This is a genomic window from Paenibacillus sp. FSL M8-0228 (assembly GCF_038007385.1).
GTDB lineage: Bacteria > Bacillota > Bacilli > Paenibacillales > Paenibacillaceae > Paenibacillus > Paenibacillus polymyxa_D.
On record NZ_JBBOXA010000001.1, the window covers coordinates 2,688,963 to 2,704,649 of the forward strand.

Annotated in this window: 4 protein-coding genes; all 4 read left to right on the forward strand. The window is 47.6% G+C overall.

All coding sequences use genetic code 11. From position 1 onward, the window contains the following. Positions 1-670 precede the first annotated feature (670 nt). The 4 genes from MKY98_RS12330 (at position 671) to MKY98_RS12345 (ending at position 15,683) form a co-directional block, all read left to right on the forward strand. A complete protein-coding gene (locus tag MKY98_RS12330; protein WP_245231691.1) occupies positions 671-853 on the forward strand; it encodes a GNAT family acetyltransferase in 183 nt (60 codons plus the stop codon). Positions 854-970: 117 nt separating this feature from the next. After that, positions 971-1,096, forward strand: a complete 126-nt coding sequence (locus MKY98_RS12335; protein ID WP_256026113.1) for a hypothetical protein — start codon at positions 971-973, stop codon at positions 1,094-1,096. Positions 1,097-1,804: 708 nt separating this feature from the next. Next, positions 1,805-3,028 (forward strand): ACP S-malonyltransferase, encoded by a 1,224-nt coding sequence (gene fabD / locus MKY98_RS12340; protein ID WP_069012384.1) that lies wholly within the window; start codon positions 1,805-1,807, stop codon positions 3,026-3,028. Beyond that, positions 3,003-15,683 (forward strand): amino acid adenylation domain-containing protein, encoded by a 12,681-nt coding sequence (locus MKY98_RS12345; RefSeq protein ID WP_341010917.1) that lies wholly within the window; start codon positions 3,003-3,005, stop codon positions 15,681-15,683. The genes fabD and MKY98_RS12345 overlap by 26 nt, the downstream gene beginning before the upstream one ends. The last annotated feature ends 4 nt before the right edge of the window (positions 15,684-15,687 follow it).

Below are 15,687 nucleotides of genomic sequence, written 5' to 3' on the forward strand. Positions count from 1 at the left end.
ATAAAAGTAAGAATAGCAGAATACTGGATTATTATGCTTGTTCCTAAAGATATGTATCTGAAAGGTTTTAAGACATTTATTTTATGGGTGCTAACAAGGACAAAGTGAGAAATCAGCTTGCTAAAGCGACGATAAGTGAAGTATCTTTTATGAGGAGCACCTTTGTAACTTAATTTTTCATTATAAAATTCGTCATAAAAAGCGTGGCATCAGGTTGCATTTTAGAACTTTTGATCTTCTTCATTTACTTTGCATACATAAAATGAAAACTGGGTCTTCATATCGTGGAAAAAAAGGGTTTCCAAAATTAAGACAAGGAACACTGACTTTAGAAATGCTGAAAAAAGCCAACTTAGGCGGATATGAGAGAACCATTTATCGTATATGACATTTCCCATTTCTTCATAAATTACTACATCAACCTAGCTTTATTATTTTTAATCCTCAGTTAGCCCAAAGCATGATTGATGCTGAGTTTATGTTGTATAACATTTTTAGTGGCAGATACATTCATTTGGGTATAAAGAAAGAAGATAATTCGGACTTTTACGTTCCTGTTACTTTTTTGGAGCGTAAACCCCCTTATCAAGGAATGACTGTTGTTAAAATTGATGACATAGATATTGATTTTACCTGAACATTCAGATAACTTAGTGCAGATGAACAGTATGTGACCTACGAAGCGTACGAAATGATCCGGCAGTTGGGACTCCAGTGGCCTGTCACTCAGGCAGACGTTGCTCTCATTCGGGAGAACATTAAACACAATGATTGCTATTGCTATGTGCTGGAAATTAACGGGGTCATTCAGGCTACTGTTAGCCATTCGAAAAATAAGCCCTTGATTATATAATCGACTTGCCGTTTGTGATGTGGTTCGCTGTAGACCCGGCTGCACAGGCCAAGGGTACGGGAGAAAACGAATTGAGTAGAACACACGATTATTCGTGATCAGTTGGGTGCCCCTGCGGTGACACTGGCGACAGCGGAGAAGCATCCATATCTGCTATCCATGTACGAGCGTTGGGAATATGAACGTATCTCGATCACCAAGAACGGACGAAGCCGATTTGTTCGCCGAAAGGGGGTTGGATAAAGCCACGAACTTTCATGAAAAGGACATGCGCAGCTTCGTTTGGAACGACTGCAACGCATTACAATTTGGTTTGTCAAGCACCAGATATAACACAAAATCTGTTTCTTGCACTTACTACACAGAAATTTTACAAAAATTCATTAAAAATTACAAACAATGCCTGATTTTTAGACAAAAGAGGGCATTGTTTGTGTGTATAATATACTTATACATTATATCGACATACTTTAATTTACTTTTATATTTATATTGAAACAAAATCATTCATATATCGCATTTTTTCCTTATTAAAGGAATTTAAAAAAGATATTGACATTTTTCGAGTCCATATCTATTATATAAATAAAATATTTCTCATTTAATACTTAACATCGAAAAACATCCTGTATGACCTCAACAATTTCTCATCACATTCATCTATGATACTGAATTTTAGGTTCCAAGCCTGGAATTCCAGTATACCTCAAGTTTTTTTACACTTCCAAGTCTACTCACACATCTGACTTTTGATCTCAATCACACCACGAATGGAAACTCCATAACCAACTCATTTTTACATGTCGATTACTGTTTTTTGACAATCGGTTTTGTTGCTTTTTGCTACATCTATCTCTACAGCTATTGTCTTCATACATATGTACATTAACACCTGAATCGTAAAAACATTTTTGCTTTGCCACATCTTTGTGGGGAGGAAAGGGGTTTGATATGAATCGCATTGCTTTGGTTTTTCCTGGGCAAGGCTCTCAGTATGTAGGAATGGGGGCTACGTGGCATAGCGGCTTTGCAGAAGCGGATCGCTTGTTCGAAGAGGCTGCTGATATTTTGGGATATGATCTGAAAGCTTTATGCATGGCAGGTCCGATGACCCAGCTATCCAGAACATTCTATACTCAGCCCGCACTTCTCACGATCAGTGTCATTGCATTCCGGCGTTATATGCATGAAATCGGAATTATCCCTGAATTTTCAGCAGGTCATAGCCTGGGTGAATATTCAGCTCTGGTAAGTAGCGGTGTTCTATCCTTTAGCGACGCTTTACGACTGGTTCAAAAGCGAGGACGCATCATGGAAGAAGCCGCAGAGGCCGGTCTGGGCAGCATGATTGCCATTCGCGGAGCTGAGTTGAACGCCGTGGAAGAATTCTGTCGTCTGCACTCCCCAATCGATCAGCCTGCTGTTATTGCTTGTTACAATTCGCCTAATCAGTATGTCATCTCTGGTCATCATACATCGATAGCTATGGTAGCTGACAAGTTAGAACAGCGGGGGGCCCAAATTACTCGCTTGCAGGTCAGCGGCCCTTTTCATAGTCCGCTTATGCAGCATGCTGCGGACAGGCTGACCATCGAGCTGCAAAAATACACTTTCCATGAAGCGCAGTGGCCCGTGATCTCCAATGTGACCGCTCTGCCATACCCCGATGTTGACAGCATCCGTCAAGGATTGATTTTGCAAATGACTCACCCGGTTCGCTGGATTCAAACCATGCAGTATATGGAGAATCATGGCGTGGAACAAGGCATCGAGTTAGGTCCACGAACGGTGCTGAAAAATTTGGCGAAGGAAATAAGCACTACCATTGAATTGCTGTCCGTGGATAGAGACTTGGATCGCGTTGAACTGGAACGCCGCTTCTCAATCCGTGATTGGGTTGCTCGTTCCCTTTCACTGGCGGTATCTACCCCCAATGCCAATTGGAATGAAGATGATTATCGAAAGGGTGTTATTTTACCTGTTCAAAGACTGGAAGAATTACTTCGAAGCTCTGAATCAGGGAGCGGTTCACCTCCTGCTTTTGAGCAAAGACAGGAGATTTTGGAGTGTATTCGCCTGGTGTTGCAAACCAAACAGGTCTCCGAAGGAGAGCAGAAAGTAATGCTAGAGCAATTGAGGAGGGATCAGGATGGAACAGTTTCAAACTTTAATTGAAATCATTCATGACCGTGCAAGCCGGGATGAGAACGGAATCACCTTTATTTCTGGTGATAAACAAGAGGAATACGTATCCTACTGTAAACTTCTGGAGCAAGCATCACAGGTACTTTATGAATTACAGGAAAAAGGGATACAACCTGGCGATGAGCTGATCATGCAGATCGACGACAATCATACCTTTGTGAATGTATTTTGGGGTTGCCTACTCGGTGGAATCGTTCCTGTTCCTGTAAGCATAGGGAATAATGATGAGCATAAAATGAAATTGTTTAAAATCTGGAATACACTTTCCCGCCCTTATATGATTGCAGATGACAAGGTATTGGAGCAGTTGGAAAAATACTCGCACCAGCACGAACTGCTGGATTCCTTTGAGCCCGTTAAAAAAGCGACTTTTTCAAGCCATATATTCGATTTTTCCAATCAGAGTAAAGGTGTTGCCCATATACCCAAACCGGAGGATTTAGCTTTTATCCAATTTTCCTCAGGTTCTACAGGTGATCCCAAAGGAGTCATGCTGACGCATGAAAATTTGGTTTACAATATTCGGGATGTCGCAAATCAAACGGGCATGAGCTCCAAGGATGCTTATTTGGGCTGGATGCCGCTTACGCATGACCTGGGATTGATCGCATTTCATTTAACCTGTGTGATCGCTAATGCCAAGCAGTTGATTATGCCAACGGCACTTTTTATCAGACGCCCGTCTTTATGGCTAAAAAAAGTATCGGAGCATAAGGTGACTCAAATATGCTCTCCCAATTTTGGATATAAATTTTTTCTCGATCAGTATAAACCCGAAACAGCAGCTAACTGGGATTTGTCAAATGTCCGTATGATCTTAAATGGAGCGGAGCCCGTATCTGTGGAGCTTTGTGATGAGTTTATGGATGCAATGAGTGTTCACGGTTTGAATAAAAATGCGATGTTTCCTGTCTACGGATTGGCAGAGGCGAGTGTGGGAGTTTCCTCTCCACCTCTGGACAAAAGCACCTTTATACCCATTCATTTGAACCGGCAGCAGTTACACGTGGGTGAACCCATAGAAGAAGTGGACAAGTCCGACAAGCGGTGTCTTACTTTTGTGGATTTGGGGTATCCGTTGGCCAGTACCTCTGTCCGCATTTGCGATGAAAAAAATCAGGTGCTTGAAGATGGGGTGATTGGACACACACAGATCCGCGGCAAAAATGTGACATCCGGATACTATAACAATCCAGAGGCTACCGCGAAGGTCAAAACAGAGGATGGCTGGCTTATCACCGGCGATTTAGGGTTTATGCGGAACGGTCGCCTGACTATTACTGGTAGAGCCAAGGATATCATTTTCGTGAACGGACAGAATGTCTACCCGCATGACATCGAGAGGATTGCCGAGGAACTGGATGGTGTGGATCTCGGAAAAGTAGCCGTGTGCGGTGTACATGATACGCAAACGAGGCAGGATCGTATTATTGCCTTTGTGATGCACACGAAAAAGATAGAGCATTTTGTACCGCTTGTCCAAAAGCTGAAAAGTCATCTAAATTACCGGGGAGGTTGGCATATTCAGGATGTGGTTCCGATCCGGCGTATTCCTAAAACAACCAGTGGAAAGGTTCAGCGCTTCAAATTAGCCCAGAGTTATGAGCAGGGCGAATTTGATGAAATATTGACAGCACTGGCCGAGGCTACTCGAGTCATGCAAGCAGCTGAGCGTGTAGTCTTACCTCAAGGAGAGATAGAACAGAAGCTGATTGGAATCTGCCAGGATATTTTAAATGTAAAGTCGATCGGGACGGACGACAGCTACTTTGATATCGGAGTGACTTCCTTGCAGCTCGTTCAAATTGTGGACCTGTTGGAGGATCAATTAGGGATTCATATTGAGGTGACGGACTTCTTTTCCTATCCGACCATCGCCAAGCTTGCTGCATATATCTCTAGTCAGGGCATGAGCAGCGACCCGGCTGCAACAGCACAGTCCGAGACCAAGGAGGAAGCAAATGTCCGGGATATCGCCATCATCGGCATGTCAGGCAAGTTTCCTCAAGCGGAAACATTAGAGCAGTTTTGGGCGAATGTGGCATCAGGGGCTGACAATATCGGCCCGTACAGCGATGAAAGAAGAAAAGATGCCGAAGATTTCATTTCCCGTTTGAATACGGAAGGACGGAATATGCAAATTGCAGAAGGCGGCTATCTGGATGAAGTAGACAAGTTCGATTACTCCTTCTTTAAGCTGACTCCACGGGAAGCCTCACTCATGGACCCGAATCAACGGTTATTTCTACAAACAGCCTGGAGCACGATTGAGGATGCGGGGTATGGGGGTAAGCAACTGGCAGGCCGAAAGGTCGGCGTGTATGTCGGCTTCTCCAAAACCAGCTTCGAATACGAGCGTTTGTTGTCTGAGGTGGAACCGGGAGCGCTGCCGAACTTTGCCATTGGTAATTTATCATCCATTATTTCCAGCAGGATTGCATATTTGCTCGATCTAAAAGGTCCGGCGCTAACCATTGATACAGCATGCTCTTCATCCCTCGTGGCAGTGCATTTGGCCTGCAAGTCCATCCTTAGCGGAGACTGCGACATGGCCTTGGCAGGAGGAGTGAAAACGATTTTACTGCCGCTGAAAGCGGGCATTGGCATGGAATCCTCCGATGATCGAGCACGCGCCTTCGACGACCAGTCGGACGGAACGGGCTGGGGTGAAGGAGTTGGAGCCGTTTTACTGAAGCCGCTGCGCAAAGCGGAACAAGACGGTGACAACATTTTAGCCGTGATCAAGGGAAGTGCCATCAATCAGGACGGCAGCACGATTGGTATTTCCGCGCCGAATGCCCTCGCTCAGGCAGAAGTGATTTCGCAGGCGTGGCGTGATGCACGGATTGATCCTGAAACGATAAGTTATATCGAAGCACATGGCACCGGCACCAAGCTGGGTGATCCGGTTGAGATTGACGGCATTACCAAGGCTTTCCGCAAGCATACACAGCGTAAGCAGTTTGTGGCGATCAGCACGGTCAAAACGAATATCGGTCATTTATACGAAGCCGCCGGGATTGCGGGCTTGATCAAATCCGTATTGTCCATGAAGCACCAACAGATTGCGCCGCTCGTTCATTTTCGCACACCAAACCAAAAGATCCATTTTGAGGAATCCCCGGTATATGCCAATACGAGGCTTAGGGAATGGAAGACGGACGGTTTCCCCAGAAGAAGCGGCCTGAGTTCCTTTGGATTCAGCGGGACAAACTGCCATGTGGTGCTGGAGGAATATATAGCGAGGGCAGAATCAGACCAAGCCTCAACGGACAGCAATAATAGATCATCACCACTGCTGCTGACCCTGTCAGCGCGGAGTGAATCCGCTTTGCACGAGCTGGTCGGGCGGTACGCAGAACGGTTCGGATGTGCGGAAGAACTCGTGATGCAGGAGGTATGCTATACGGCTAACACAGGCAGAAGTCACCTGAATCACCGGATTGCTGTTACTGCCGCAGGGGCGGATGCGTTGAAGGCGAAGGTGCTTCAGTTACACGAACAAGGTAGAGTCGTCGAAGGTGTATACACCGGGAAAGCGGATAGCACAGGTGGCGCAGAGATGGTCACTGGAAGCTTGGACACGTTGCAATCACTGGAGCAACTGGCTGCCAAGTATGTGCAAGGAGCGCAGATCGATTGGAATGCCCTCTATGCAGGTAAGCACTATAAAAAGGTTTCTCTGCCTACGTATCCATTCGAACGGAAAAGATGCTGGATTAACGTACCCGAACAGGTTCGAACGGAACAGAAGGTACCAGTTCATGAAAACTCAAAAGCAAAGGAGTCTGGAATTATGGGGAACGAGTATTCAGCGCCAGCATCTACTACCGATCAGCACAAATCATCTATTCTTCAAAAGTTAGCGAAAATGATCGGTAACGTGTCCCAACTCAGTCTGGAGGAACTGGAGCCACAAACACATTTTCTGGAGCTTGGGCTGGATTCCATTAATTTGTCCCAGGTTCGCCACAGTATCAAGGATACCTTCGGACTGGACATTCCAATGAACGAATTTTTCGAATCGTTGACCACGCTGGAGCTGTTGGCCAGCTACGTAGCCGAGCGGGTCAGCATTTTCACTTCTGCTGAAACCCCGGTTCAATCTGTGGAAAATCGTCCAGAAACAACTCTGAATCAGGTTGATCACGCAGCTTTCCCGCTAACCCAACCGTCTCATGAATCCGCTGTTCCGGCTGCGGCATCCGTTTATGCCATAGACACGGCTGGACAAACACGGGCTCAAAGCTTTCCAATCGCTACAGCTCCTGCGGCTGTAGAGCGAATTTTGGAGCAACAGCTACATCTGATGTCACAGCAGCTCGATGTTCTCCGGCATCAGCCATTTGCATCCGTAATAGCTTCCGAGGCATTTAACCCGGAAACGGGCGTTTTGCTACCGGCAAGTAGTGAAAGTGCGCAGATCATCCGTACCGAATCCAAGCAGAAAGTCGCGGCTGCATTAGCACCAGCACCATCCGTAAAGGCTGTTTTCAAGCAGACAGGCAATGAAGCCAAGCCGTATACGCCTTATAAAAAGCTGGATGTTAAAGCACGTGAATTGCTTTCGCTCCGTCAGGAACAACACCTACAAGAACTGATTGAACGCTACACGGCCCGTACGCGTAGCACCAAACAGTACACCCAGCAGTATCGCTCCGTATACGCCAATAACCGCAATGTGGCTGGTTTCCGGCCTGTTTTGAAGGAAATGGTGTATCAAATTGTATCCCAACGCGCCGATGGTTCAAAAATTTGGGATCTGGACGGCAATGAATATGTCGACTTGACGATGGGCTTTGGTGTGAATCTGTTCGGACACAATCCAGCCTTTATTCGTGAAGAAATTGAAGAAGAGCTGAAGAACGGCATGTGTGTCGGCCCCATGTCCAACATGGCCGGACAGGTCGCCGAGCGAATATGCAAGATGACCGGCGTGGAACGGATTGCCCTGTATAATTCCGGCACGGAAGCCGTCATGGTCGCGCTCCGTTTGGCACGTGCTGCCACTGGACGAGCTAAAGTCGTCATTTTTGCTGGCTCGTATCACGGTACATTCGACGGGGTGCTGGCACTGGGGAGCGCGGGTGATGACAAGGAGCATTCGACACCTCTAGCTCCAGGTATCTTGCAGCATATGGTGGACGATGTCGTCGTGCTTCATTATGGGGCGGACGATTCTCTGGATTATATCCGCACCCATGCGCATGAACTGGCCGCGGTTATCGTGGAGCCGGTACAAAGCCGCCGACCAGATTTTCAGCCTAAAGCCTTTTTGCAGGAAATTCGCCAGATAACGGAGCAGTCGGGTACTGCCTTCATTTTTGATGAAGTCATCACAGGCTTCCGGATTCAGCCCGGAGGAGCCCAAGCGTGGTTTGGGGTACAAGCCGACCTCGTAACCTACGGTAAAATCATTGGCGGCGGGCTGCCCATCGGCATCGTAGCCGGAAAAGCCGCCTTTATGAACGGGATCGACGGAGGCACGTGGAGCTTCGGGGATGATTCCTATCCGCAGCATGAGCAGCAGCGAACCTTTGTGGCAGGAACCTTCTGCCATCATCCGCTGGCAATGGCTGCATCCTTAGCGGTGCTGGATCATTTGGAGAAGCATGGCGAGCAACTGCAAAATCGCTTGAACAGCCGCACCTCGGCGTTAGCAGCGGAGCTGAACAGCTATTTCACTGACGAACGCGTACCTATGAAGGTCGTTCACTTTGGCTCCCTATTCCGCTTCGTGCTCAAAGGCGATCTGGAGCTGTTCTTCTATCACATGCTGGACAAAGGCATCTATATCTGGGAGGGACGAAACTGCTTCTTGTCTACGGCCCATACCGAGGAAGATATTGCGCGAATCGTACAAGCGGTCAAGGATAGCGTGAACGAGCTGCGTAAAGGGGGATTTTTATCGGACCCGCCCCCGAATGGAAACGGCCCGGGGCCGGGAAAGCAACCTGTACCTGTAACCGTACCTCCAGAGGCTGAAGCAGCAGAAACTGTTATTGCGTTAACTCCAGAGCAAAAGCAGCTTTGGTTCGCTTCTGTTTCAGATCGAAGTGACTCTCAATCTTTACACGAAACCGCCTTGTTGCGGTTTCGTGGTCCACTTCAGCAGCAGGCGTTCAACCAAGCTGTCCAGACCATTGTAAACCGTCATGAAGCCTTACATATCTTTATGAGCGGCGATGGGGAAACTCAGGTGTTCGCTCCTGTGGTGAAAGCGGAAATCCCGCTTCATGATTTTACCAGTTATCGCCCAGATGAACAGGAACAACATATCTGGGCATGGATGATCAAGGACAGTGAAACCCCATTTGCCATGACGCCAGGCGAGCCATTATTCCGGATTCATCTGCTGAAAATATCGAATGAAGAGCATCTGGGTGTTTTTACGTTTCATCATTTTATCGCGGATGGCTGGTCAATCAGTGTATTCATTCAGGAACTGGAACACATCTATTCTGCGCTAGTTCGACATGCTGCCTACAACCTTCCCGATCCAGTACCTTTTCGGAATTACGTTGTTTGGCAGCAGGATCAATTGAAAGCCGGGAAAGATGAGGCCCTAGCTTTTTGGTCGGCAGTGCTAGAAAAGCAGCAGCCTGTTCTCCATTTGCCATCTCCGGTGAGGGGAATACAGATTCCGTCTTCCAGAGGAAGCAGACATACCGTAATGCTCGAAGCGCCGCTCGTTAAACAATTGAGATCCGCCAGCATAAAGCTAGGCAGCAGTCTTTTTATAACGCTGCTATCCGCCTTTCAGATTTTTCTACATCGGCTGACAGGGCAGCAGGAAGTAACGGTGGGGGTTCCCACCGCAGGACAATCCCATATGGACGCCTTCTCTCTGATCGGCAACTGTGTCAACTTGCTTCCGATGATCAGCGAAGTGCGTCCTGATGCTACTTTTACGGAGCATGTCCAAACAGTCAAAAAGCGCATGAATGAACTGGATAGCTTCCAAAAGTACAGCTTTGCGGGACTCGCTCAGCTGGGGCTGAGGCATTTGCCTGTCATTAACGCTGTATTCAATATGGATCGACCGATTCCGCGTTTTCAATTCCATGAACTGGAAGTGGAACTCATTGAGAATGAGGTATCATTCAGCAAATACGAGTTGTTTTTGAACGTGACAGAGGCGCAGCAACAATTACGTCTTGATTTCGACTACAATTCGGATCTTTTTCAGCCAAACATTATCGAAGCCTGGTCAGGATATTTCCTGAATCTGCTGTATTCCATTGTAGAGGAAGAAGGGGCCCGCGTTTCCGCGCTGACTTTACTCCGTGCGTCGGAGAACGAACAACTTCGAACTGCATGGGCAGCAAATACCGACGCCAACGGAAACTATCTTTGCGTCCTCGATGCCTACAAGCATTTGGCACCTGTTGGGACAGCAGGGGAGGTGTATCAAGCCTCAGGAGCAGGCCTGTTGGGAACGACCCGAGAATGGGCTTACGTAGAAAACGATGGCAAGCTGCGACATATTGGCAATTTGAATCGGACTATCCACATTCGCGGACATCGGGTTAATTTGGGGCAGTTGGAGAAACACCTGCTGCAAACTTTCCGATTGGAGTCCTGCGTCATTACACCGCAAACGGACGAAGCTGGAAAAGTCTCATATATAACCGCCTATGTGGTCGCAAACGCATCGAAGCCATGGGAAGAAGACGCACTGAAAAAGGCTGCAATCGAAATTCTTCCAGATTATACGCAGCCCCGTTTTTGGATTCCTATGGATCATATTCCTCTTCTGCCGGATGGTCAGCCTGATCTACAGGCTTTGCCAGAGCCGGGACAAGCAAGTGTATTGACTAAAACAGACACCGCTCCTGAGAACCACGGCGTAGAAGATCAACTCGTGAACATTTGGATGGACGTTCTGAATGTAACAGATATCAGCGATGACGATAATTTTTTTCAACTGGGTGGTGATTCACTAAAAGCGACGGTCATTCTGTCGAGAGTCAATAAGGAATTGGGTGTACACATTCCACTCAGCCACATTTTTGAGCTGCAAACGATTGCTGAGCTGGCTACATACATTGCGGGTGGAACAAAGAAGAACTATGAACCGATTGTATCTGTGAAATCGCAAGCCTTCTATCCGGTATCTTCTTCCCAAAAGAGAATGTACGTGCTGGATCAGCTGGGAGGTGGAAAGGCCTATCATGTACCAGGTCAGCTTTTCATAGAGGGAGATCTGGAGGTTCCCCGCTTCATTGAAGCCGTTAGGGAAGTTATTTTGCGTCATGAATCCTTTAGGACGTATTTCGATCTGGAAGACGGGGAAGTGGTACAAAAAGTTCGGGACACGATTCCATTCGACATTCCATATACCCGTATTTCCAAGGAAGAAGCAAAACAGGCTCGGACCTTGTTTGTTCAGCCTTTTCATCTGGGAACAGCTCCTTTATTCCGCGCCGAACTGTACGAATTTATCGAAGGTGGCTTCAATCTGCTAGTGGATATGCATCACATCGTGTCCGATGGTTTCTCCATGGCCGTGCTGCTAGATGAAATCATTCAACGGTATCAGGGCAGACAGCTTGCGAACATTCAGCTTCATTACAAAGACTTTGTTGCTTGGCAGAAGCAGCAGATCACTGACGACGCATTGCAAGCGCATGAATCATATTGGCTCCAGACCTTGAAGGGCGAGCTTCCTGTACTAAATATGCCTACGGACTTTTCGCGTCCACAAGCACAAAGCTTTGAAGGTGACAGCTTGACCGTCACCTTGGAATCCAAACTTACTAACACACTCTACAAATTGGCCCAAGATACCGAATCTACGATCTTTATGGTACTTTTGGCGGCTTATAATGTCCTGCTGGGCAAATATACTGGCCAAGAGGACATTATCGTGGGTACACCTGTTGCCGGAAGACGGCATGTGGATACGCAAGCGATGATTGGCATGTTCGTCAATACGCTGGTTCTTCGCAATCAGCCGCGATCTTCTTTAACGTTCCAATCCTTTTTGCAGGAGGTTAAGCAAAACTCGCTGCTGGCACTGGAGCATCAGGAATACCCGTTTGATGAGCTTGTAGACAAACTGGAACTGGTGCGCGACGTAAGTCGAAACCCGGTGTTCGATACGATGTTCAGTTTGCAAAATGTCGGCACAGATGTTTTGGAAACAGGAGGCATTCGTTTTAAACCGGAAGAATTCAACGCGGGTATATCCAAGGTGGATTTTTCATTGCATGTGACCGAGGAAAAAGAATGTTTGTCCTTCACTTTGGAGTATGGCACAAAGCTGTTTAAACCGGAGACCATCCGACGGATGGGAGAGCATTTTGTGCGAATTTTGGAAACGGTGACGCAGGATGTCGGGGTGCGGTTGGCCGATATTACGATCGTATCTGATGAAGAGAAGCAATTACTGCTAACCGAATTTAATCATACCGTCGTACCTTTCCCGCACCATGAGACAGTTCACAGGCAGTTTGAAAAGCAGGTCGTACAGACGCCGGGTCATATAGCATTGGCGTTCGGAAATCAGCGTCTGACCTACCGGGACTTGAACGAACGTGCTAACTCACTGGCACGGATACTTCAAGCGAATGGTGTAGGACCCGATAAGCTAGTCGGCCTGATGGTGCAGCGTTCGGCGGAAATGATTATCGGTCTGCTCGCCGTGCTAAAAGCGGGTGGCGCTTATGTGCCTATCGATCCTGAATATCCGTCAGCCCGTATTGAGTATATGCTGAGTGACAGTGAGGCTGCCGTGCTCCTGACCAGTCGCGATCTGGTAGGAGAACACCATTACAGCGCCAACACCCTGTTTATCGAAGATGAGGAAGTATATCAAGGAGAAAGGACCAATCTGGAAGCCACTGCTCAGCCGGAGCATCTGGCTTACGTCATCTATACTTCTGGCTCAACCGGAAATCCGAAAGGAGTTATGCTCCAGCATCGCTCGGTGCTGAATTTTATTACAGGAATGCGTGAAGTGATTGACTTTGCAGCGCACAAAACGATTTTATCGCTAACCACTATTTCGTTCGATATTTTCGTTTTGGAAGCGATTCTGCCGCTGCTAGGCGGAATGACCGTCGTGCTAGGCGACCGCCATCATCAGGTCGATCCTCAGGCACTTGGCGAACTGATTACTGCACATCATATTGACATGCTGCAAATGACGCCATCGCGGCTGCACATGCTGCTGAGTCATGAGGAAGGCTCCCGTGCGCTGCAAGGTCTACAGGAAATTATGGTTGGGGGAGAAGCGCTTCCACCCAGGCTGCTGGAGGCATTGCAGAAATTGAATGGCCCCCGTATTTATAACATGTACGGACCTACGGAAACGACGGTTTGGTCGGCAGTGCAGGAACTTACCCATGCCAATCAGATTGACATTGGACGCCCCATTGCGAATACGCAAATTTACGTCATGGATGCGCAGGACAGATTACAGCCAATCGGTATACCGGGTGAGCTATGCATTGCAGGAGAAGGGCTGGCGCGTGGCTATTGGAACCGCGAGGATTTGACGGCAGAAAAATTTGTGGATAATCCATTTTCAATAGGGACACGAATGTACAGAACGGGTGACCTCGTTCGCTGGAAAGCAGATGGAAATCTGGAGTTTATCGGCCGAATCGACCATCAGGTGAAAGTACGTGGATTCCGGATCGAACTGGGTGAGGTTGAAAATGCTTTGATGAGCCATTCTGCAATTCAAGAGGCTGTCGTCACTGTATATCAAAACAAAGAGCAAGAATCCGTCTTGTGTGCCTACATTGTATTGCATACAGAAGAAACACCAAGCTTAACGGTCATTCATGAACATGCCGCCAAGTTGCTCCCGTATTATTCGGTTCCGTCTTACTTCGTGTTTCTGGATCGGATACCGTTGACACCGAACGGAAAAACCGACCGAAAAGCATTGCCGGAGCCTGAAAAGCTATTCCGACCGGATGTGGCCTATGTAGCGCCGCGAAATGATGTGGAAGAAGCTTTGGCCGCCGTATGGCAAGATGTTTTGGGACGCGATCAGGTGGGCATTCAGGATAACTTTTTTCTGCTCGGAGGCGACTCGATTAAAGCAGTTCAAGTCATCGCACGCATGCGTCTCCACGGGTATTTGCTGGATATCCGACACGTACTGGAGCATCCGTCCATTGAAATCCTGAGCGGCTATGCAGAAACATTGTCCCGTCCGATAGAGCAAGGTCCGATAGATGGAGAAGTACCACTGACACCGATACAACGACATCTACTCGATGGGTTTGAACGGCATCCAGCATCCGAGGCACTTCCTGCCGCAATGTCGGTACTGCTGTTGGCAAAGTCGGGCTTTGACGAGCAGCCATTGCGAGCCGCATTGAAGAAAATCGTAGAGCACCACGATGCTCTGCGCCTTGGCTTATTACAACAGGCTGACGAGTCGGTTACGCAAGCTCACAAAGGACTGCATGAACAGCTAATCACGCTGGAGGTACTGTCGCTTACGGGAACGGAAAGCGAAGCACGCAGCCAGATGGAAGCTGAATGTCAACGGATTCAAAGCAGCCTGCGGCTGTTTGAAGGACCACGAGTTCGGGCAGGGCTTTTCCGTCTGGATAGCGGAGATCATCTTTTCCTTGCTGTAGACCCACTAGTGGCTGACGCCATTTCATGGAATATTTTGCTCGAAGATCTGGCAACAGGCTACGGACAAGCTCTGGATGGGGAAACGATTGTTTTACCGGACAAAACGAACGCTTACCAAACGTGGGCAGAGCATCTTGAACATTATGCGAATAGTAAAGAGCTGCTCAAGGAGCAGGACTATTGGAACAAGATAGAGTTGTCAGAGTGGAGAACGCTTCCCAAAGACCATGAAGTCATTACGGATTCTGGATCGGAGAGACAAACACATCAGCTCCACCTGCAATTATCAACTGACGAAACCCAGCATCTGATGACACAGGTCAATCATGCCTATAATACCGTGCCGGAGGAAGTACTGCTGTCCGTACTGGGGCAAACAGTGTCCGAATGGTCAGGACAAGAACGGATTGCACTATACGTGGAGAACCCTGGCCGAGAGCAGGCTGAAACAAATTCGCTGGATATCTCCAGAACGGTAGGGCAGTTTACGTCCGTGTATCCAGTTGTACTGGACATCAAATCTGCGGATGATATAGCGCTGTTGCTCAAGCGTGTGAAGGAAACGGTTCGGCAGGTTCCAAATCACGGATTGGGCTACGGTGCATTGAGATATCTGACCGAAGCCAGCAATCCAACGGATTCTAAACGTTTTCGTCATCCGGAAATTGGTTTCCGTTATATAGACTCCCCACACCCGGAATCGGTTTATTTTTCAATATCGCCGCTGCAAGCTGAAATTGGACCAGGTACCAAGGATGTGATTAATGGTTCATCTTATGCTCTTTATATGGATAGCCGGTTGGAGGACGGAAAATTAAGTATCCGTATATCCTATGACAGGAATGCATATGAAGAGCGCACGGTCAAACAACTTTTCTCCCGCTTCGAAACACACCTGTTGAATACCATTCGTCATTGCCTTAATCAGTCCGGTCAGGAACTGACACCAACAGACGTAGGGGCAGATGATCTGGATTTGGAAGAGTTCGAAGAGATGAAGCATTTTTATGAAAGCCTATAAATAT

What these genes read in the sequence shown, in the direction of transcription:
- fabD (WP_069012384.1), top strand. Translation starts at nt 1,805, where the DNA reads ATGAATCGCATTGCTTTGGTTTTTCCTGGGCAAGGCTCTCAGTATGTA.
- MKY98_RS12345 (WP_341010917.1), top strand. Translation starts at nt 3,003, where the DNA reads ATGGAACAGTTTCAAACTTTAATTGAAATCATTCATGACCGTGCAAGC.